At 54.1% G+C, this 21,311-nt stretch carries 19 protein-coding genes; 15 read left to right on the forward strand and 4 right to left on the reverse strand.

Translation table 11 applies throughout. The annotated features are described in order from the left end of the window. Positions 1 to 30 precede the first annotated feature (30 nt). From DX909_RS07485 to DX909_RS07500, 4 genes are all read left to right on the forward strand, one after another. The gene (locus tag DX909_RS07485) at positions 31 to 636 is read left to right on the forward strand and encodes a winged helix-turn-helix domain-containing protein (protein WP_128544525.1); all 606 of its coding nucleotides are present in this window, start codon (positions 31 to 33) and stop codon (positions 634 to 636) included. 319 nt (positions 637 to 955) lie between these two features. Continuing rightward, on the forward strand, positions 956 to 1,411 hold the full coding sequence (locus DX909_RS07490) for a (2Fe-2S)-binding protein (RefSeq protein ID WP_128544526.1): 456 nt from the start codon (positions 956 to 958) through the stop codon (positions 1,409 to 1,411). 46 nt (positions 1,412 to 1,457) lie between these two features. Beyond that, on the forward strand, positions 1,458 to 3,740 hold the full coding sequence (locus tag DX909_RS07495) for a xanthine dehydrogenase family protein molybdopterin-binding subunit (protein ID WP_128544527.1): 2,283 nt from the start codon (positions 1,458 to 1,460) through the stop codon (positions 3,738 to 3,740). Positions 3,741 to 3,874: 134 nt separating this feature from the next. Continuing rightward, positions 3,875 to 4,198 carry a hypothetical protein gene (locus tag DX909_RS07500; RefSeq protein ID WP_128544528.1) on the forward strand — a complete coding sequence of 108 codons (324 nt, stop codon included), beginning with the start codon at positions 3,875 to 3,877 and terminating at the stop codon, positions 4,196 to 4,198. 53 nt (positions 4,199 to 4,251) lie between these two features. Here DX909_RS07500 and DX909_RS07505 read toward each other — a convergent pair whose 3' ends face one another. After that, positions 4,252 to 5,163: a helix-turn-helix domain-containing protein gene (locus DX909_RS07505; protein WP_128544529.1), complete on the reverse strand. Its 912-nt coding sequence runs from the start codon at positions 5,161 to 5,163 to the stop codon at positions 4,252 to 4,254. Between the two features lie 186 nt (positions 5,164 to 5,349). Between DX909_RS07505 and DX909_RS07510 the strand changes: the two genes are divergently transcribed. From DX909_RS07510 to DX909_RS07525, 4 genes are read left to right on the forward strand one after another with little or no spacing between them, the layout of a single operon-like run. Further along, a complete protein-coding gene (locus DX909_RS07510; protein ID WP_128544530.1) occupies positions 5,350 to 6,168 on the forward strand; it encodes an aldo/keto reductase in 819 nt (272 codons plus the stop codon). A 36-nt stretch (positions 6,169 to 6,204) separates the two neighbouring features. After that, entirely contained in the window at positions 6,205 to 6,660 is a 456-nt protein-coding gene (locus DX909_RS07515; protein ID WP_128544531.1) for a cupin domain-containing protein, read from the forward strand. A 30-nt stretch (positions 6,661 to 6,690) separates the two neighbouring features. Then, the gene (locus tag DX909_RS07520) at positions 6,691 to 7,197 is read left to right on the forward strand and encodes a nuclear transport factor 2 family protein (RefSeq protein WP_128544532.1); all 507 of its coding nucleotides are present in this window, start codon (positions 6,691 to 6,693) and stop codon (positions 7,195 to 7,197) included. A gap of 35 nt (positions 7,198 to 7,232) precedes the next feature. Further along, positions 7,233 to 8,675, forward strand: a complete 1,443-nt coding sequence (locus DX909_RS07525) for an aspartyl protease family protein (RefSeq protein WP_128544533.1) — start codon at positions 7,233 to 7,235, stop codon at positions 8,673 to 8,675. 211 nt (positions 8,676 to 8,886) lie between these two features. Here DX909_RS07525 and DX909_RS07530 read toward each other — a convergent pair whose 3' ends face one another. Next, on the reverse strand, positions 8,887 to 10,248 hold the full coding sequence (locus DX909_RS07530; RefSeq protein WP_128544534.1) for a hypothetical protein: 1,362 nt from the start codon (positions 10,246 to 10,248) through the stop codon (positions 8,887 to 8,889). Between the two features lie 555 nt (positions 10,249 to 10,803). Between DX909_RS07530 and DX909_RS07535 the strand changes: the two genes are divergently transcribed. From DX909_RS07535 to DX909_RS07545, 3 genes are all read left to right on the forward strand, one after another. After that, positions 10,804 to 11,163, forward strand: coding sequence for a DsrE family protein (locus DX909_RS07535; protein ID WP_128544535.1), 360 nt, complete (start codon positions 10,804 to 10,806; stop codon positions 11,161 to 11,163). 405 nt (positions 11,164 to 11,568) lie between these two features. After that, positions 11,569 to 11,904, forward strand: a complete 336-nt coding sequence (locus tag DX909_RS07540) for a PadR family transcriptional regulator (RefSeq protein WP_128544536.1) — start codon at positions 11,569 to 11,571, stop codon at positions 11,902 to 11,904. 3 nt (positions 11,905 to 11,907) lie between these two features. After that, positions 11,908 to 14,697 (forward strand): ABC transporter permease, encoded by a 2,790-nt coding sequence (locus DX909_RS07545; RefSeq protein ID WP_128544537.1) that lies wholly within the window; start codon positions 11,908 to 11,910, stop codon positions 14,695 to 14,697. A 117-nt stretch (positions 14,698 to 14,814) separates the two neighbouring features. Here DX909_RS07545 and DX909_RS07550 read toward each other — a convergent pair whose 3' ends face one another. Both DX909_RS07550 and DX909_RS07555 read right to left on the reverse strand, forming a co-directional pair. Then, on the reverse strand, positions 14,815 to 15,891 hold the full coding sequence (locus tag DX909_RS07550) for a 3-oxoacyl-ACP synthase III family protein (RefSeq protein ID WP_128544538.1): 1,077 nt from the start codon (positions 15,889 to 15,891) through the stop codon (positions 14,815 to 14,817). Between the two features lie 275 nt (positions 15,892 to 16,166). Beyond that, a complete protein-coding gene (locus tag DX909_RS07555) occupies positions 16,167 to 17,828 on the reverse strand; it encodes a carboxylesterase/lipase family protein (RefSeq protein ID WP_128544539.1) in 1,662 nt (553 codons plus the stop codon). Between the two features lie 210 nt (positions 17,829 to 18,038). Between DX909_RS07555 and DX909_RS07560 the strand changes: the two genes are divergently transcribed. From DX909_RS07560 to DX909_RS07575, 4 genes are all read left to right on the forward strand, one after another. After that, on the forward strand, positions 18,039 to 18,917 hold the full coding sequence (locus tag DX909_RS07560; RefSeq protein WP_128544540.1) for a helix-turn-helix domain-containing protein: 879 nt from the start codon (positions 18,039 to 18,041) through the stop codon (positions 18,915 to 18,917). An 89-nt stretch (positions 18,918 to 19,006) separates the two neighbouring features. Next, positions 19,007 to 20,077 (forward strand): alpha/beta hydrolase, encoded by a 1,071-nt coding sequence (locus DX909_RS07565; protein ID WP_128544541.1) that lies wholly within the window; start codon positions 19,007 to 19,009, stop codon positions 20,075 to 20,077. Positions 20,078 to 20,158: 81 nt separating this feature from the next. Next, entirely contained in the window at positions 20,159 to 20,734 is a 576-nt protein-coding gene (locus DX909_RS07570; protein ID WP_128544542.1) for a sugar O-acetyltransferase, read from the forward strand. A gap of 31 nt (positions 20,735 to 20,765) precedes the next feature. Beyond that, positions 20,766 to 21,308, forward strand: coding sequence for a cupin domain-containing protein (locus tag DX909_RS07575; protein WP_206512971.1), 543 nt, complete (start codon positions 20,766 to 20,768; stop codon positions 21,306 to 21,308). The last annotated feature ends 3 nt before the right edge of the window (positions 21,309 to 21,311 follow it).

A 21,311-nucleotide genomic window follows, 5' to 3' on the forward strand; every position in this document is an offset into this window, starting at 1 on the left:
TTACACCATTCTCAGGTAAATTTTAATATTATGGATGCAAACCAGCCATTCTTAATCAATCACCGATTCCTGGTCGATCCGTCCCGACATTGTATCAGGGATCTGGAAACGCAGTCAGAAACGCGATTGGAGTTACGGCATCTAAAGCTGTTAATCCAGCTATGCCTGAATAAGGGAAAGCTGGTCGAGCGGATTTTTTTAATAAAGGAGGTTTGGAACAATTACAGTAGCGCCGATGAAGCGCTGACCCAGGGGATCTCCGTGTTAAGAAAAATACTTGTCGATAAGAATAAAGAGCTGATAAAAACCATCCCCAAGCAAGGCTATATCCTTCAGGCTGAAATCAGCTCCCGGCAGCCACCTTCCCTTGTTCAAGGGCCGCCAGACCAGCGGAAATATTCGAGGGCCTGGTTCTATAGGATCGTTTCCGGTATGGCCCTCCTGAGTTTACTTTTGATTTTCCTGCGACCGGGAAGTATTGAGAAGGAAAAACCGGATAATGGTAAAGACGGAAAGCTTACGTCCACCCTTCCATCTAAACCTGCCCCAACAGAAGAAGATGAAAAAAGGGCGAAACATACAAGTCCACCATTGGGGGGGAAGGAGGACGCTAAGGAAAGCGGAAGCAAATTGTAAATCATTACCCTCCATTAAATTATAGGCGAAATCACCTTTACATCGGCCGGCCTCCCTACTCGTCTCCGAGCCCGCGCCGAGGCTAAATCCGCTTTCGTTCCCGGATCAGATCCTGCTCAGACCCGGTTAGAGCTGTAGATTGATGAGAATGGAGCCTGCTCCAATTCAGTAAAAATGGTAGTAATATCCGTAATCTATATACCATTCCACTCATGGGTAGTTTAGACCTTTGTGGAAGGTCCTGGAACGTCTTCTTTTCCGTGTTACGGTATCTCCAACCAGCAGGCTCGCTGAACGAAAAAGTTTTTACTCTACCCTTATGGCCACCTTCAACTTAAAGATCAACGGGAAACTTCAAAAGGTGGAAGTCGATCCGACCACACCGATGCTTTGGGTATTGCGGGACCATCTGGACCTACAGGGTACTAAATACGGCTGTGGCATAGCCCAGTGTGGAGCCTGTACCGTCCATCTGGATGGTATCGCAGTTCGATCCTGTCAATTGCCGGTTTCTGCCGTCGGAAAGCAGGCCGTCACTACGATTGAGGGCTTGTCCGCCCATGGTGACCACCCCGTTCAGAAAGCGTGGATCGAACATGACGTGGCCCAGTGCGGCTATTGCCAGGCTGGACAAATTATGAGTGCCGCTTCGCTGCTGAAAATGAATCCCAGGCCCTCTGATGCCGACATCGATGCCGCCATGAGCGGTAATATCTGCCGCTGTGGCACCTACACCCGGATCAAGGCGGCTATCCGATCAGCGGCAAACCGGTGAACCAGCCATCGACTGTTCGTATCCTAAACCACAGACTCTCAAAAACATGGATATAGAAAAAACATCCTATAACCGTCGTTCCTTCCTGAAAGTCTCCGTGCTGTCGGGTGGAGGTATGCTGCTGGGCTTTAGCCTGGTTGCCCAATCGAAACCCGCAGGCTTAAAAGTACAGGCGGCCCTTTCCGGCGAAGGCGCAGAGCTAACGAGCTTTATCCGGATCACTCCCCAAGGCCAAATAGCGATCCTTTCTCCTAATCCGGAATTCGGACAGAACGTAAAAACGGCCATGCCGATGATCGTGGCCGAAGAACTGGACGTCGACTGGAAAACCGTGGTGGTCGAACAGGCTCCATTCAATACCAGGCTGTACGGCCGCCAATTTACGGGTGGTAGTCAGGGCATTCGGCAGTACTGGAAGAGTCTGCGCACCGCCGGGGCTTCAGCCCGGCAGATGCTCATGGAGGCTGCCGCTCAGGCCTGGAAAGTACCGGTCGGGGAAATTACTACGGAAGCGGGAGTTCTTCATCATAAAACCAGCGGCAAAACAGCAGGCTACGGAGCGATGGCAACGGAAGCCGCTAAATTGCCGGTCCCCAAAGAAGTAAAGCTCAAGGCGGTGGACACGTTTAAAATCCTCAGCACCCCCCGCCAAAATGTGGACGGTATGAGCATCGTGACGGGAAAACCGTTGTTCAGCCTGGATTACCGCCAACCGGGTATGCTCATCGCCATGATGGTCCACCCACCCGGGTTTGGGCAAAAACTGAAGTCGTTCGATGCGACGGCGGTTCGGAAAATGCCCGGCATTCGGGATGTGTTTTCCATCAAGATTTTTCAGGAGGACTATGCTCAGGAAATTTTTGACACCCGCACGTTCAATGAACTGGTGGTGATCGTGGGCCGTTCGACCTGGGAGGTAATGCAGGCCAAAAAGAAGTTACCGGTTCAATGGGAGCCCATCGCCGATACGGTTGAAAAGCAAAATGCGTTCGGCCAGATGCGGGACAAAATCGTTCCGGCGGGCCTGGAAACGACCGACGCCCACTATGCCGGGATGAAAGAAAGGGAGGCTCAACCGGCAAAGGAACTTCGCCGGGATGGTGATCCGGAAACCGCCTTCAGGCAGGCGGCAAAAGTCCTGGAGCGAACTTACACCGCGCCTTTCCTGGCGCACAACAGCATGGAGCCTCTAAACTGCTTCGCTCATGTAACCGCCGAAAAAGCCTTTCTGGCCTGTGGCATTCAGGCTCCCGAATTTACCGAACGGGCGATTGCCGCCCGCCTGGGTATGCCCATCGAGAAAATCGACATTCAGCTGACCCGCATGGGGGGCGGCTTCGGTCGCAAAGCATATGGTCACTACATGGTGGAAGCTGCTTTGATCTCTCAAAAGATGAAGGCCCCGGTCAAGTTGATCTACAGCCGGGAAGACGACATGACGTATGGGATCTACCGGCCCATGTACCGGATGACTTTTCGGGCCGCTTTCGATGCGGCCGGCAATCTGACTGCCTTTCACGTGCGGGGTGGGGGCATTCCGGAAAGCCCTCTGGGCGGGTCGGAGAACAATTTTCCGGCGGGGGCGATCGACCATTACCTGGCCGACGAATGGACTTTTCCATCCAACATCACCGTCGGGGCGTTCCGAGCCCCCCGATCCAACTTTATTGCCGTAGCGCAGCAGGCGTTCCTGGATGAGGTAGCCGAAACCATGGGCAAAGACCCTATCGGGTTTCGGCTGGAACTTCTGGAGCGGGCGAAAACGAAGCCGGTGGGTAAAAACAACACCTATGAGGCAGACCGGTATGCAGGTGTCCTGAAGCTGGTCCGGGACAAATCCGGTTGGGGACAGAGCAGCCCAGCCAACCTCCACCGGGGGGTTGCGGTCTATTTCTGCCACAACTCCTACGCGGCTCATGTCGTGGATCTTTCCATGAAAGAAGGGCAACCGGTGGTCGAAAAAGTTACCAGCGCCGTCGATTGCGGAATTGTGGTGAATCCGGAGGCCGCCGGCAACATGGTCGAGGGAGCAGTGGTAGACGGCATCGGCAATGCGCTTTTTGGTAACCTGACGGTCAAAGGAGGCAAGCCTCAGCAAAGCAATTTCGACAACTATCGAATGATCCGCCACAACGAGGCTCCCAAAGTCATTGAAGTTCATTTTGTTAAAAATGAAATCGACCCGACGGGCCTGGGCGAACCGCCCTTTCCCCCGGTGATCGCTGCTTTGGCAAATGCGCTCTACAAAGCCACCGGGAAGCGGTTGTATTCACAACCCTTCCAGCCGGCACTCGACAAACGGAATACCGGGCAGCCGGTGCAGGGTTAGGTGGATTCTATCCATGGATGCCTTTCTCCCAGAAGTTCCTTAACCACTCTCTATGGATCCGGTGCATCATGCAAAAGACACTTTCCCCACCTAAAATATTCATTCTGGGAATCATTCTGTTTCTCGGTATAACTATGCAAGCCGTTTGCCAGACGATCCAGCGCAACCGCGTTTTCGTCGGCAAATGGGAGATCTCCGTAGCCGCAACGCCGGATATAAAGTTCACTACCACTCTGGTCCGCAAAAAAGGGCGATTGACGGGGGAACTAATGGATGTAAGTAACCCGAACGGACCTAAACTCCCCATCACCAGGGTGGAAGAAAAAGGCAACAGCATGTCGATTTTCTACACTTCGACGGAGAATAAGGAGTTGACCATCGACCTGATGAAGGTGGACGACAACACGCTCAAAGGTACGATGTATACCTTCGACGCGTCGGCGAAACGGATTAAGTAAGGCAGTGCAAGGGACAGTGTAGACCCGTCCGGTAAGAGCCGGGCTGTGAATGGTTATGAAGCATCCGCATCGGCGGTGCGACGGTATTCATTGGGCGATTGCCCCACCCGTTGCTTAAACAACCGAATGAAGTGTTGCGGATATTTGAAACCCAGTTCAAAGGCAATCTGACTCACGGATTTACCAGGGTCAAAAATCTTTTCTTTAGCCTCCTCAATCAGCCGGGCCTGAATGTACTCCTGGGCGGTTTGACCGGTTTCCTTTTTAACCACGTCTCCGAAATAGTTGGCCGATAGATGCAATTCACCGGCACAATAGGCTACGGAAGGCAAGCCAATGGTCTGGGGTTTATCGCTTAGGAAATACTCGTTCAATAAAGCCTCGAACTTTTCCAAAATGCCCTGATGGACCGTATCACGGGTGATAAACTGTCGGTCGTAAAAGCGAACGCAGTAGTTGAGCAGCAGTTCGATGTTGGAGACGATCAGTCGTTTGCTGTGCTTGTCGACGGCATGCTCCAGTTCGTACCCGATCTTCGCAAAACAATCCAGCACGATTTTCCTTTCCCGCTCGGATAAATGCAGGGCTTCATTGGATTGATAGCCGAAAAACGAGTAGTCATGGATGTGTCGGCCCAAGGCAGTACCATGAATCAGGTCGGGGTGAAAGACAACCGCATAGCCTTTGGGTTGGTAGGTCACTCCGGGGTTGTCGACGCTCACGATCTGCCCGGGTCCAATGAAAACCAGAGTCCCTTCCTGGTAGTCGTACGTATGCCGGCCATAGCGCAGATCACCGCAGTTTACCTCCTTTAAAAACACCGTATAGAATCCAAAAAACATATTCGACGCTTGCCTCGGCTCTGCCTTCGACAGGTCAATGACACCCACCAGCGGGTGCAGGGTTTCCGTGTTATTGAACGCGTTGTAGTCGCTTACGGCCTCGAATCGGCGCAGGGAATCCATATCGTTACTGTTTATCTGTCTCAAAATTAGCACTTTATTCCCCTTTCCGGAATCGAATCATCCCAATCAGGAATAATGGTAGTTATTTCCGTAATCTATATACCATCCGGGGAGAAAGTAGTTAAGACCTTTGCACTATCAAACGAAAAATCAATGCAGTAGGTCCAATTGAACAATGGTGTCGAGATGCCGATCCTGGGATTCGGTGTTTTTCAGGTCCCCGATGCCGACGAATGCGAACGAAGTGTAGCCGATGCCGTCGCCACCGGCTACCGGTTAATTGATACGGCAGCGTCGTACGGTAATGAAGAGGCCGTCGGCCAGGCCATTAAAAAAAGTGGGGTACCCAGAGCCGAGCTGTTCATCACCACCAAAGTATGGATTCAGTCTAAAGGCTACGAGGGAGCCGGAAAATCCTTCGAAACCTCCTTAAAGAAACTGCAACTGGATTACCTGGATCTGTACCTGATTCACCAGCCCTTCGGAGACGTATACGGGGAATGGCAAGCGATGGAGGATTTATACCGGGAAGGCAGGGTACGGGCCATCGGGGTAAGCAACTTCCACCCCGACCGGCTAATGGACCTGATCGTCCACCATGAAATCGTTCCGGCCGTCAACCAGATCGAAACCCACCCGTTCCACCAGCAGACGGAGGTGCAGCAGTTTCTGGAGGAAAACCAGGTGCAGATGGAGTCCTGGGGGCCGTTTGCCGAAGGCAAAAACAATATCTTCCGGAATGATATTCTGCTTGCCATTGCCGCGAAATACGACAAAACCGTCGCTCAGGTCATCCTTCGCTGGCTGACGCAACGCGGAGTCGTCGCCATCCCCAAATCCGTCCGGAAGGAACGAATGGCGGAGAACTTCAACAGCCTTGATTTTCACCTCAGCGAGGAAGATATGGCAGCGATCAAAACCCTGGACACTAAGGCAAGCCTCTTCTTCGACCACCGGGACCCGGCCATGGTCAAATGGCTGGGTAACTATAAAGTGGCGAGTTAAACCGCTGAAACCGACAAATTACAACAAACGGAACCAATGAGACACGCATTGTATTGCACGGTATTCCTGTCGGTCGCGCTGTGTACGCAGGTGACGGCACAGGACGGGACCATTTTCCCCAAAGGCGAAAAATCAACGACCGATCATCAGGTTGGCACCGTCTGGCTCAATGAATTGAGTGCATCCGACAGCACCTTCAACTATAATATCGCGATGGCCACCTTTGCGCCGGGGGCTCGCTTACACTGGCATACGCATCCGGGCGGGCAGATCCTGCTGTTCACGGACGGCATCGGCTACTACCAGGAGCGGGGCCGGCCCCGGCAAACCGTTCGCAAAGGGGAAGTCATCAAATGCCGGCCGGGCGTGGAGCATTGGCACGGAGCCACGCCGACGAGCGGGGTCACCTACATTGCCACGACCCCAACCCAGAAGGGAAGAACCATCTGGTTCAAGCGGGTCACCGATGAGGAATACGCCGGCCAGAAATAAAACTGACACTTCACCTCCATTTGAATTATCATGAAAACCATACCCAGTGGTCAATGGTTATTCCCTTCCATCAAACTATTCAGGCTCAGGCTGTGTTTCCTTCTGATCGGTTTGGCGGGCGTCTCCGCGCAAGCTCAAAAGACAGCCCCGGTTTCAACCGGCGGCACCCACGCAGAACAGGAGGTCACCAATTTGTCCAAAGAGAAGTGGCAGTGGATGGCCGACAAGAATGTGGACCGGCTGGACGCCCTGTTCGATGAAAAGTCGGTGTTTGTTCACATGGGCGGAAGCTGGGGCAAAAGCCGCGAACTGGAGATTATAAAAGGCGGATTCATCCACTATAAAAAGGCGGACATTCATTCGGTTTCGGTCAACATCATCGGCAATACCGCCATTCTGTTGAACAACATCACCTTACTGGCGGTGGTCGGTGGAAACGAAGTTACCAATCCGTTTATAGCGACGGAGGTTTATATCAAGGAAGACGGCAACTGGAAGCTGGGTTCGCTTTCCTTTACCCGGCTCCTGACTCAGTAACTTCTCCCATAGTAAGCTGATTATCAATCCTCCTTGTGCAAAAAAGAACATTGGGCAAAAGCGGCCTGGAAGTCTCCGCCCTCGGTCTGGGTTGTATGGGTCTGAGCTTAGGTTACGGCCATTCCATCGCCAGGGAGGAGGCCATTGCCCTGATCCGTTCGGCGTTCGAGCGGGGCGTTACTTTTTTCGATTCGGCGGCAAAAAGGCTCGTTTTCCGGGGTGGTAAAGCAACCCTTCGGCCAGGTGAGGCATCTATCCTGAAAACAACACGAATGAGATTCCTGAAAAGGCTGGTGGGCCTGCTGCTTCTGCAGGGGCTATTCAGTTGCAGTCTGCTGAAAGGCTATCGCGCCTTATCGATCGTTCGGGCCGGTGAGGCTTCCCGGAAAACCTTCTACGCCGAAATACCCTTCCAGGAGCGAATGGGCAACCTGCTTATCCCGGTCACCATCGGCCAGGAGACCTATAATTACATTTTTGATAGCGGGGCCCACTTCTCGGTAACCGATTCCATTCGCCGGCTAAACCATTTCAACCAGAAGCTCACGGTTCAACTTGGAAGTGCCAATCAACTTAAATCGAAGGTAGCCGTCACCCGGATCGATCAATTGAAAACCGCCGGTATCGCCTTTAAGAAGGTGGGTGCCTTTGTGCTGGACTTCGACCAGGCGCCCCGCATCCGTTGTTTAACCCATGGCGGCCTGTTCGGCAGCAGTCTCATCCGCAAGTACGTCTGGCAGATTGATTACCAGCGTAAAAAGATCATTGCTACCGATCAATTCAGTAAGATTCACCTCCCCCAAAATACGATCCGCATCCCGGTCAGTTTGGATAAACGGGGTTTTCCTTTTATCCACCTGCATGTCAATGGACAAAGCGTCCGCTTCCTCTTTGATTTAGGTTTTGGGGGGCTCTTCTCTTTAACGGAAGGAGTAGCCCGGCAGTTGGTCAGGGGCCCTGTCATTGAGCGGACCGGCGTCGGCAGTGAAGGTGCCCATGGGTCCCTTCAGGAGACCATGAAGATTGCGTTGCTGGACTCGGTTCGTCTGAATCAACTGGTGTGGCATAAGGTGCCCGTCAGTTACGCCAAAAGTAATAATTACCCTTTGGTGGGCGGCGAACTGGCCAAATACTACCTCATCACGATGGATTTCAGCCATCAGGCCTTATACCTTTCGCCCCTGGAAAATCAGCCTCCCCGACCGGAAGGATTTGCACATTTTGGTTTATCGCTTACCTATCGGACCGGGAAAGTACAAGTAGAAGCGGTCTATGGGTCATCCCCCGCTCAGCAAGCCGGCCTTCAGGTCGGCGATGAAATCACCGCCATTGACGGCCGCCCGATTCGTTTTTCGACGTTCTGTGAGTGCTTTTTTAGCAGCAATGCCTTGTTTGCCACCGCGAAGCGGATCGAGTTAACGATTCGTCAGGGAGGCAGCGAACGCACCGTCGAGTTAGTGAAGCGAAGACTGTTATAACTTCGATGATCGGGACGCGGGCATGAGTGCCACGAAAACGCTCCTTTCCGGAAGAGCCAAAGGGAAATTTAACGATACTACAACTAACCGGAAACGGACATTGTGTTACCCGCGCTCACCGCCCTTGCGACCAGTCGGCGATGTGGGTCCTGATGCGAAGGAAATAAGACAAGCAGACGGGTTTGGCTGATTCAGGACGGGTAGGTTAGGGTTAGGGTTCCGGTACATACCAGAACGGAATCGCCACCAGTTCATCGGCTTCTTTTTTCCGGGGATCCTGCAGGGCCACGCGAAGCAGGTTGCGGCCTGTCTTAAGATTGCCCGGCACCAGCACCGTTTGCCAGCCGCGCTGCTCCTGAGTCCCGACTTTGGTAAACATCAGCTCAGGCTGGGCGCAGGTCGAATCGTTGACAGTGATGCGAATCAGCCTATTGATCTGCCGGCTGCTCCAGATCGCATACTGATGCCGACGCGCCTGTCTCGACAGCGTATCGCTCCAGGCTGGTTCAGGCGCAATCTCCTCAAGCAGTTTGTCGAGAGCTTTGGGATAGGCAATGAACAGGCGCAGGTACGGTTCCCGAATCACGTCTGACTGAATGGAAGCCACGCCGATATACGCACCCTCGGGGCGCTGGTTGTCATAAGTCGATGGCTCGATGTAGAGACTATCGACCCGGGCCGAGTAAAGATGCCGGGTGTTGAAAAGCGAGATCCGCCCGCTGGTCCGTGAAATATCATTCATGTATTCGAGGAAGAACACCACAAAAAAGACCAACATGAAAATCGCGGCCGCCCGATATAACCTGCCGGGTCGGATATTGCTGTAAAACGTGTTGGTAACATAGGAGGTGTGTCTGTACGTGCCCATCATCATCAGCTGACCCAGCTTCGTAATGCGGTAGTGGAGCTGCATGCCCCTGGGGGTTTCTTTTACCTTTTTCTGATTCAACCAGATAATGGCTAAGTAGAACACGGCCGCCAGCGTGCCCAAGGCAATTTTGACCCCGAACCAGACGCTGGCGGAAACGTTGGGTTGAACAACTAAGTAGATCAGTAGCCCCAGCACGTAGAATAAGGCAACCACAATCAGAAAGAAGACGAACTGAAAAGCAAGGGCAAACACGATGTTGCACCGTTTGTCGAGCCAGAGAATATAGCGGTCCAGCGGCCCAAGTTCGTCGGCAAGGCGTTGCTGCGAATACGTCGTAGTGAACGGAATACGGTCGTAGCGGATGCCCGACGGGAAAACGGCCAGGAGACCTACCAGACCCACCCAAAACGCCCGCATCACGAAATTGACCAGAAAGGCCGCAAACAGGACGTGACAAGTGGCCCGAATCAGGCTGTAGGCCAGCGACGGCAATATGGCCGCAGCGCCATCGGTGTGGGTCATGAAATTATACCGGAGGTAGCTGAACACCGACTCCAGCAGGTCAGGCAATTGCAGGATGGCGAACATGGCAACCCCGGAGATGGCTAATTCGAGGTTCCAGCTTTGGGTAGTCAATTCCCGGAGCTTGTCCTGCTCGTCGGGTGTAAGTTGGGAAGCAGGCGATGAGTTGTTATCGGACATGAACGATCGTGTATTCCGTATGCTAAGAAGTAAGGTTGTCGGCTATTAAAATTAGGTACTAACTGCTTCATATTGCACATTTCCCAGGCGTACTTTTTTAAGAAATCCCTCACAGTGCCTTATCCTGATTCTCGTTTACCGGTGACCTCAGAAATAGGCCCGGTAGTTGAGACCAGCCATCCCTGCCGATTCCGAAGAGAGACCGGTACGGATCACCCTGCTTTTGGTAAACTATTCCTTTACTGCCCAAAGTCCCCTGCATCGGTGGTGGCGTTGGGATATTCGGTTGACTTTAAGTACATTGAGGCTGCCTTGTTCCGTCACGCCAATAAATAACCTTCTACCACCTGTATGAAGTCTCTCCTGCTCCGCTTTTTATTAAGCCCTGCAAGCCCTTTTACCACCCTGAAGCCTCCTAACAGGACAAGGCTGACCATAAAAGACATATCCGCCATTCTCCCCAGACCCCAGGTCTACCTGAAGTTCAGCTTCCTGCTGGCCTTCCTGCTGTTCGTCTCGACGGCTATTGCCCAATCTAAACCAAACGGACCAAAGATGAAATTCCTCGTGCACATTACCTGTGGCCCCGAAAATCCCACCAAAGCCGCTCTGGGCTTTCTGGTAGCTAAAACAGCGCTTAGTGAAGGCCATACCGTTACTCTTTTCCTGGCCGGCGATGCGGCCGTGCTGCTGCGGGATGCCGAGCTGGATAAGGTAGAAGGACTGGGGACGGGCAAACTCCGCGACCACTATGAAGCGCTGGCCAAAGGTGGCGTTCGATTCTATGTATCCGGGATGTCGGCCAAAGCCCGGGGCGTGACGGATGCCGACATCAGCGGCAAACCCGCTGAATTTGCCATGCCCGCCAAGCTGGTTCAGCTGGCCGCCGACAGTGACCGGGTGTTTACCTATTAGAACATACCCCCTTAAAAATACTCCATGGCCTGGATGCGGGCCGAAACCGGAGAAGATATACCGGCACAGGCCGCCCAGGCCATCAAGCCCCTCATCCGGGAGGGAAAATCCCTGTACCATAAAGCGTAAATGCTGAAAATGCGGGACTGTACATACAGTCCCGCATTTTCATTTGGTGGGCCAAACCCGGATCCGCCCCAAAGTAGGAGTTGCTACCAGTAATCTCATGCAGGGCCCGCGTTTCAGCCCAGGCCGGTCATCTTATAAACGGACAGTTTATGTACGGTTTCGGACATTTAACGAGAACCGGCAATAATATATCCGTGTATATTAGACAGTTACCAAACTGGCATTTTATTTGTTCAACAAGTATTAAAGAAATGCGTCTATTTTATCCGGTTTTTGATGAGCCGAACCTACCTGGGTGAGTTTGAAGAGCTGGTCTTACTCGCCGTTGCTCTTCTGGAACAACAACCTACAGGCGCCTATGGCGTCTCGATTGCCGATGAACTCAAGCAACGCACCGGCCGGACCACCTCCGTGACAGGGGTGCATGTGGTCTTGTATCGTCTTGAGGAGAAAGGTCTCGTTTGTTCGGAGTTAGGTGGAGCCACCCTCGCTCGGGGTGGTCGGCGTAAACGCTTATTCTCCCTGACGGCGGCCGGTCAGCAGGTGCTGCAGGAGATGCGTCAACTCCGGTTGGCGTTTTGGGAATCTTTACCTACCCTATTCTTTTCGTAACCCATGAAGAAGCCTTCAACCAGGCCAACCCCCCAGGGGCCACCCCGATGGGCGGCCCGCCTGCTACGCTGGTTGACGCCCGCCGGCCTGCTGGAAGAGCTGCAGGGGGATCTGCAGGAGCAGTTTTCCCGGCGGCTTGAACAGGTAGGCCCTTCCCGGGCCCGTTGGTGGTATGGCCGGGAAGCCCTGAAGGTCATTCGGCCCTACTACCTACGGCGTCGAGCCGCCGAGCTTGCCCAATTGCTGATCGATCGCTTCAGGAAACGACCCGATCACTACCACTCCTTCCTGAAGCCTGAAACCCATTCGTCACCCGTAATTTCGCTTCCTATGCTACGCAATCACCTCAAAATGGCGTTCCGAACCCTCAGTCGGAATAAGCTATATACCGCCCTGAATATGGCCGGGCTCGCCTTTGGGATCACCTGCTTTTTACTGGTTGGGCTCTATCTGTTCGATGAGCTTACCTTCGATCAGCAGCACGGCAACGCCGGCCGGATCTACCGGGTCATCCAGCACAAAAACCAGAAAGGGGAAGTCAGTACCCTGGCCGGAGGGAGTTATAAACTGGCGGCTGAAGCCGGGAAAATCCTGACGGAAGTCGAAAATACAACGCGGTTATCCAGGCCCGGACGGGCGAATCTGATCAATCCTGAAAACCCGGTGAATTTTCAGGAGACCATTACCAATGCGGATGAAAACTTTCTGCAAATTTTTGATTTTCCGCTGCTGTTGGGCGACAGGAAGACGGCCTTAGCCGAGCCGAATTCGATTGTGATCAATGAAGAGTTGGCCATGCGGCTGTTTGGCCACACGCAGGTATTGGGCAAGACGCTCGAGTTTAGTCACCTGGACGCTCCGCTGAAAGTAACCGGCGTTTTGAAAAACCACCCTCGTAATTCGAGTTTTAACTTCAATTCGCTGGTGTCGGAAGCCACCTTCCGGAGTTCCGAGTTTTTCAGGCAAACGATGGCTGGAGACTGGTCGTCCACTAATTTTTCGGTTTATGTTCTGCTGAAGCCCAATACGAGTGCGGAAGCGGTTTCAACCAAACTAACGAAGCTAACTTTAGCCAACTTCAAACCGGAGGTCGGGACCAGTCTCTCATTTAGCCTCCAGGCCCTGAAAGACATTCATTTATATTCGGAAGGAATAACCGATGGGGCCCGAAATTCAAACGTGGAAGCGATGGCTCAGGGAAGCCCCTTTTACATCCGGATCTTCTGGTTCATTGCGCTCTTTGTGCTGTGTATTGCCGGCATTAATTACATGAATCTATCGACCGCCAGAGCCTCTAACCGCCTGAAGGAAATTGGGATTCGTAAGTCGGTCGGGGCCGAACGAAGCGCCCTGATTTATCAATTTCTGGTGGAAGCCCTGCTGATTACGGGCCTTTCGGCCGTATTGGCGCTCGTCCTGGTTAATGTCCTCCTGCCGTTCCTGAACCAACTTGTCGATAAACAACTGAGTCTGGGTTTGGGAACCGACTACCGAATCTGGCTGATGACCCTGGCCGCGACCCTGCTCATGGGGCTGCTGTCGGGGAGCTATCCCGCCTTGCTGCTGTCGGGTTTCAGGCCCGTTTTGTTGCTGAAAGGCATGAAAATAAATTCTCAGGGCAGCCTGAGCCTGCGGAAAGCCCTGGTGGTGTTTCAGTTTACGATCTCGACCGTGCTGATCATCGGGACCATCGTCCTGTTCCGGCAGGTGCAGTTTATGAAGACCGCCCATCTGGGTTTCAACAAAAACCTGCTGGTAGTCATTGACGTCAATACCGGCGCAGCGCGGGACCATTTTGAAACCATCAAGACGAGCATGACTCAAATTCCCTCGGTGAAACAAGTCTCGGTTTCTTCACGGGTACCCGGCGAATGGAAAACGATTCGGCGGGTTAAAATCAACCCCCAGGGCAAGGCCGATGATCCCCAAGTGGCTTATCTGATTGGGGCGGATAAAGACTTTCTGAACACCTTTGAAGTCAAGCTGTTGCAAGGACGAAACTTTGTCAATCCGGCGGATTCGACCGCGGTCCTTCTGAATGAAACGGCGGCTCGCCTGCTGAACATTACCGAACCGTCCGACCAACCCGTAGAGATACCAGCGATGGCGCGGGGGAGTGAGTTTGAACCGGTTCTTATCGACAACAGCCCCTTCAAAGCCCGGGTAATCGGTATTGTGAAAGATTTCCATTTTCAGTCGTTACACGACAAGATTGAGCCCCTGGTAGTGGCTTATCACCAAAACCCGATTCATGGAATTGATTATTATACCGCGCGGATCGATGCCACGGGCATTCCCGAAACGCTGGAAAAACTCAAGGCGGTGATGATGAAAGCGGACCCGGACGAACCCTTCGAGTATCATTTCCTGGACCAGCAGCTGGCACGGTTTTACGTGGAAGACGCCCGTCGGCAAACGCTGCTGATCTGGGTAGCGCTGGCGACTATTTTCATCGCCTGTCTGGGCCTGTTCGGTCTGGCGACTTTCTCGGCCGAACAACGCATTAAAGAAATCGGGGTACGGAAAGTGCTGGGAGCCAGCGTCGCCGATCTGGCTACCTTACTTTCGATGGACTTCCTGAAATTGGTGCTGATTGCCAACGGCATCGCCTTTCCCATCGCCTGGTGGGGCACCGGGCAGTGGCTTCAGGGGTATGCCTATCATATCGACCTGGAATGGTGGATGTTCGCCGGAGCCAGTCTGCTGGCCGTGGGGATTGCCCTTCTCACCGTCAGTTACCAAAGCATCAAAGCGGCACTGGCGAACCCGGTCAAGAGTTTACGCAGCGAATAAACAAATATACAAAACCCCGACGGCAACAGTCCATTAGAAAAGCCGGCCATTGGTAAAATGGCCGGCTTTTCTGTTTGCCTTCGCCGACCGTATTATCGGCGGTCAGGTACTGGCTGTTTAAAACTGGTAGACTAAAGCATTGATATTCATGCCGGCTCCGACTGAGGCAAAAATTACCTTATCGCCCGGGTTGAACCGGTGCCCCTCCAGCTTTCCCTTAAGAATCAGATCCAGTAAGGTAGGAACCGTGGCTACCGAGCTGTTGCCTAACCACGAAATGGTCATCGGCATCAGCTCCGGGGAGGGCGTATCGAGCCCGCAAAGCTTAAACAGCCGCTGAAGGATCGCCATATCCATTTTCTCGTTCGCCTGGTGAATGAGCACTTTGCTGATCGCCGAAAGCGGAAGACCGGCTTTGTCCAAGGCCGCTTTCATCGCCTGCGGTACGTGGTTTAAGGCAAATTCATACAATTTACGGCCATTCATTTTCAGGTATATATCCTGATCCCCGGACCGGTCAGGGGCATAGGAATGGTTCATGGATAATAAATCGACGTATTCTAAGGCATGCGTCTGGCTGCAATGGGCTATGATCCCCCCCTGGCTCACCTGGCCCTCCAGCAGCACGGCCCCGCTGCCGTCGCCAAACAGCATGCTGTCCCGGTCGTACGCGTCGACGACCCGGGATAAGGTTTCGGTTCCGATCACCAGGCACCGCCGGGCATCGCCGGACCGGATGTAGTAATTGGCCTGAATAACGCCTTCCAGCCAACCCGGACAGCCAAAGGCCAGATCATAGGCCACACAGTCCGGGTTTTTGATTTGAAGCATGGCCTTGATGCGGGAGGCCAGGGAAGGAACCTGATTGACCCGGTTCGTGCCCGAAGCGACATCCCCGAAGTTATGGGCAACAATCAGATAATCCAGGCTTTCCGGATCGATACCGGAGTCCTGAAGGGCGTTGGCAGCTGCTAAATAACCCAAATCGGAAGCCTGCTCATGAGGCTGGGCATACCGGCGTTCGCTGATGCCCGAAATGGATTGAAACTTTTCCAGGATGGAAGCCTGATTCTGAGGAAAGGGCGAACCATCCGGATTGAAAAAACGGTGATCGGCAAAGGCTTCGTTAGGGACGGTGACGGAAGGGATGTAACTGCCGGTGGCGAGAATAACCGATTGAATGGATGAATTCATACCCCAAAGATAATTCAAGAATGCAGACTGCCCATTCCTTTCTTTGGATAATAAAACCCACCCTACACCTCGACCGACCCAAAGCTGGCATTCCTGAAAGCTTATTCGTTGTTTTCACTCTGGTCGGCGTGCCTATGAATAAACCCGCCGGGCAGTTTTTCCTGATCCTCCATTTGTCCGGCTTTCATTCAGCCCCCTGGAAGAAGTAAACGTTTGAAAATCAAGGATCTGGCCTGTGACAACCCAGAGTTGCCACCACGCGGCCCCTGATTTTGCTACAGCCTCCCGATCGACCGCCACATCGCCAGTTCCTCCCCAAAGCGGTTGCCGATGACCTCACATTTCGTATCGATCCGCATCGTCGGGCGGGTTTTGAGGTTGTAGGCCGGCCATTCGGGGACTCCTTTCGCAGCCGGTTTTCCCGTCCGGGCGAACGTCGTCCACAACTCGGCGAAGTGATGCGAAGCCTCGAACCGTTCGGGCCGGTTGCCTCCAAAAAAGCTCTCTTTGGGCGCCGAGCCGTCGCGGGGCGGAATTTCGTTGTTGAACTTGAAGGAAATATCCATCGCGTGGGGCGTTCCCATCGCATAGTCCGTACCCGGAATTTTCTTCTCGGACTTATAGCCAAAATTATAGAGGTACACGGGCGCCCCGCCCTGCCTGGTCTTTTTCTCGGCAATGTCCACCGAGCCCAGCCCCATCAGCGTAATGGACGAAACCGCCACGAAAATGTCGGCGGCCGAGGCATGGGGCGTCGCTTTCCGGTAGGTATCCACAATTTTTTGGGCCTCAGCCCCATACTGCGGTTCCAGTTTCCGGCGAAGGCCGTCGAAGTCCAGTCTGGCAAACTCGGTATCTTTCCGTTCCCAGGCAAAGAAGGTGTATTCGTCCTCATTCCAGCCGACCAGCAGCGGTTTCGTGCGGGAGATGGCCGGGGCGGTCGGATCGAACGGATGGCGGGGCAGCACGACCCCGTCGACCACCGGGCCGAATCCGCCGTAGTTCCGGCGCATGAATCCCTGCTCCCTGTCCTTTTCGATGAAAGGGGGCACAAACGGCAGTTTTCCCTGCATACTGAACAGATCGGACGCGGGGACTTCCAGCAGCTTCCGCCAGTCTTTGGGCGCAATGTTCAGTTCCTTCAGCAGCATGGCGGTGGTTTCGGCGGCCACCTCTTTCGGGGTCATCCGAACGCCCGGACCGCTTTCGATCGAGGCTTTGTTGAAATACGGTGCGGCCTCGGGCATGGCGTATAAACAGGAGGTTTTGGCGCCCCCACCCGATTCACCCCAGATCATCACGTTATCGGGATCTCCGCCGAACCGGCCGATGTTGTCGTGCACCCATTTCAGCCCGGCCACGATGTCGAGCATGCCCATGTTGCCCGAACCCGCATAGTCCGGACCGGCGATTTCTTCCAGGTAAAGAAAGCCCAGAAGTCCGAGCCGGTGATTCGTTTCCACCACGACGACATCGAAGTTCCGGGCCAGGTTGGACCCGTCCTGACTCACCGAGGCCCCCGACCCGATCACGAACCCCCCGCCATGACTGTAGAACATGACCGGCCGTTTCCGGTTGTCGTTGGCCGGTGTCCAGACATTCAGGAACAGACAGTCTTCCGCCGGAGCCGGCTCGTTCCGGCGGGGAGGCTGGATGGCCGGAGGACCCACCGTCAGGGCATCCCGAACCCCGGTCCAGGCAGCGACGGGTTCCGGCCGGCGAAACCGCCGTTCCCCGGATACCTTGCCCCCATAGGGTATTCCCTTGAAAATATTGACTCCTTCGTTGCGCATCCCCCGCACACGGCCGTGGGTGGTCTCCGTTTCCACAAAATCAGTTGATTTAAGGGGAGATGAAAAGCCGAACGGGGATAAGGAGAGCGCAGCGGTGGTGAGGGAGAGCTGCGACAGAAAATTTCTACGGTCCAGTTGATTCATGTTTTGGGAGTAGTTGATCGGGACTCAGGCGGAATACCGGCGTTGAAAAGGCAATGGATTGTTGATAAAGTTTGATCTTAACTTCTTACACGGTAATAAGAAAATCCTATCGGATTCTTACTGCGGTAAGCGGGCCGCGGCCGGGCCGAAAATTCGGAAGGCCGCCGGGACGCGTTGAACTAATTTAGATTTGAATTCCTTAACCTGGGTATGGAAAACCAGAAAATACGTCCGGTATCGGAATTCAACCATGAACTCCGGCTGAAAGGCTTCAATGTCTTCCAGCTGGAGAGCGACAGCCACGCCACCCGCATCTACAGCCGGAAAGATTTCTACAAAATCTGCCTGACCACCGGAAAAAGTGTCATCCACTATGCTGACCGGAGTTTCGAGCACAACGACACCGTCCTGTTCTTTGGTAATCCGCACGTTCCGTATTCCTGGGAAACCATCTCGACGACCTATGTAGGCTACACCTGCCTGTTTTCCGAGGAGTTCTTCGCGTCGGCCGACCGGTCGGAGAGCCTTCAGCACTCCCCCCTGTTCAAGCTGAGCGGCACGCCCATTTTTTCGATCAGTCCATCGCAGCGGGAATTTCTGAATACGATCTTCCGGAAAATGATCGAGGAGCAGCAGACGACGTATGCCTACAAAGACGACCTGATCCGCAACTATATCCACCTGATCATCCACGAAGCGCTCAAGCTGGAGCCGTCCCGGCACATCGATCATCATAAGAATGCCGCGTCCCGGCTTACCTCCGTATTTCTTGAACTCCTGGAGCGGCAATTCCCGATCGAGACCCTCGATCGGCCGCTGCAACTGACGACGGCCCAGGACTATGCCGGAAGCCTGAATGTCCACGTCAATTATCTGAACCGGGCCGTCAACGAGGTAACCGGTAAATCCACTACGGCCCATATTTCCGAACGGATTCTGGGCGAAGCCAAAGCCCTGCTCCAGCATACGGACTGGAACGTCTCCGATATCGCGTATGCCCTGGGTTTTCAGTATCCTTCCTATTTCAACAACTTTTTCAGAAAGTTCACCGGCACCAATCCCCGGAGCTTCCGCCTGGCCGCGGTTTGAAATTTATAAGTATCGGTTTGATTAATGTTAACCCTCTGCCGGGGCAGTGGTTTACCTTTGTATTCGTAATTCAACCGAAGAATCCGACTATGAAAATCAGCACGACCATTGCGCTTTTATCCATTCTGGTGTCCGGACCGGCCCAGGCACAAAACCGAATGGCCGCGTCAGATCAACCGAAAGAAGTCATGAAATCGATCAAACCGGCGGAACACTATACGTTCCCGTTAAGTGATAAGGTAACCCGTCAGGAGGTAACGTACAAAAACCGGTATGGCATCACTATATCGGCTGATTTATACCTTCCAAAGGATCGCGGCAGCGAACCCCTGGCGGCCCTCGCCGTCAGCGGCCCGTTCGGCGCGGTAAAACAACAGGCCTCCGGATTATACGCGCAGGCCATGGCCGAGCGTGGCTTTGTCACGCTGGCCTTCGATCCTTCCTATACCGGAGAAAGCGGTGGCGAACCCCGGAATGTGGCTTCGCCGGACATCAATACCGAGGATTTCAGCGCGGCCGTGGATTATCTCGGTCTCCAGCCTTTCGTGGACCGAAACAGGATCGGCATCATCGGCATCTGCGGTTTTGCCGGTATGAGTTTAAATGCGGCCGCAGTAGACAAACGCATCAAAGCCGTGGCTACTACCAGTATGTATGATATGTCACGGGTGATGGCGAAGGGGTATTTTGACCAGCTTACCGCTGACCAACGCACGGAAACGCTGGAGAAAATGAGCCGCCAGCGCTGGGCGGATGCCGAAAAGGGCCGACCGGCTCCTTCCACCAACAATCTTCCCGAAAAGTTGCAGGGCAATGAACCCGCCTTTGTAGCGGACTACTTCAATTATTACAAAACGCCCCGCGGTTTTCATGCCGGCTCGATCAATTCCAATGGAGCCTGGACGGCGACCAGTGCGCTTTCGTTCATGAATATGCCGCTGCTGACCTACATCCGGGAAATCGCACCCCGGCCGGTGTTGCTGATTGCCGGAGAAAAAGCCCACTCCCGTTATTTCAGCGAGGATGCCTACCAGGCTGCCGCCGAACCGAAGGAGCTGGTGATCATTCCGAATGCCACCCACGTCGACTTGTATGACCGGCTGAATGTGATTCCATTCGGTAAGCTGGAGGCCTTTTTCAGGAAGAATCTGGTTTACTGAGGGACAGACCCCGGCGAGGCTTCCGATCAGCTTCCTGCAGGGGTATGATCAAATGGATGGAGTTGATTTGGTACTGAAGTTATGACTTACGAACAGGGAAGCAGCGATATCTTCCGCCGGTTGCGAGCGGGTGAGCCGCTCCGAAGGGATGACCCCGAATATGAGCGGTTTGGTGAGGTCGTCGCACGAACCATCCGGCTATGCGTCGAGATGAATGCCGCCGCTACCGACGTGAACGAGGTACGGAAACGGCTGAGCGAGATCATCGGAACCGAAGTGGATCCGTCGACGACGGTCTTTCCGCCGTTTCACACCAATTTCGGCCGGTTCATTTCACTCGGGAAGAACATCTTCATCAACCACGCCTGCTCCTTTCTGGATATCGGCGGCATTACGATCGGAGACGATGTGCAGATCGGCCCGCGGGTCAATCTGACCTCCGAAAATCACCCAACCGATCCCGCCGACCGAAAAACGCTCCTGCTGGGGGCCATCGTAATCAAACGGAATGCCTGGATCGGTGCCGGCGCCACCATTCTGCCGGGCGTAACGGTAGGCGAAAACGCCATCGTAGCCGCCGGTGCGGTGGTGAGTCGGGATGTGCCGCCGAATACGGTCGTCGCCGGCATCCCCGCAAAAATTGTAAAGACCCTGTGAACTGAACCAAACAGCGGCCAATCGAAGAAACATGAAATCATCCGCCTTCCACTGCGAACCCGTCGATGCGGGCCGCCCGCCATCGGCCCGGCCGTTGCGTCTTCTCATCGTTTCCGGCTGCCTGTTTCTGGCGGCCTGCATCGGCTCGACGGCTCCGGCCCTCGGCCAGAGCGCCCGGCCCGGAACGGCTCCTAAAGGGGCCAACCGCGGCCCCGCCGACAACTTTACCGGGGTGGTCTGGGTAAAACCGCTGGTACCGCCCGGCAGCCGGACCGACTGCATCGTCAGCGAAGTCACTTTTGAAGCCAAAGGCCGAACCGTCTGGCACAAACACCCAAACGGCCAGATTCTGGTGGTTACGCAGGGCACCGGCTATTATCAGGAAAAAGGAAAACCGATCCGGATCATCCGGCAGGGCGAATCCGTCGATATCGCCCCCCAGGTGGTACACTGGCACGGGGCCGGCCCGAACGGTCGGTTGACCCACATCGCCATCATTCCGAACGTCAGCAGGGGCGGAGCCGTCAACTGGATGCAGCCCGTGACGGATCAGGAATATGGACAGGCGAAATGATCT

The organism is Larkinella soli, from assembly GCF_003703975.1.
Classification (GTDB): domain Bacteria; phylum Bacteroidota; class Bacteroidia; order Cytophagales; family Spirosomataceae; genus Larkinella; species Larkinella soli.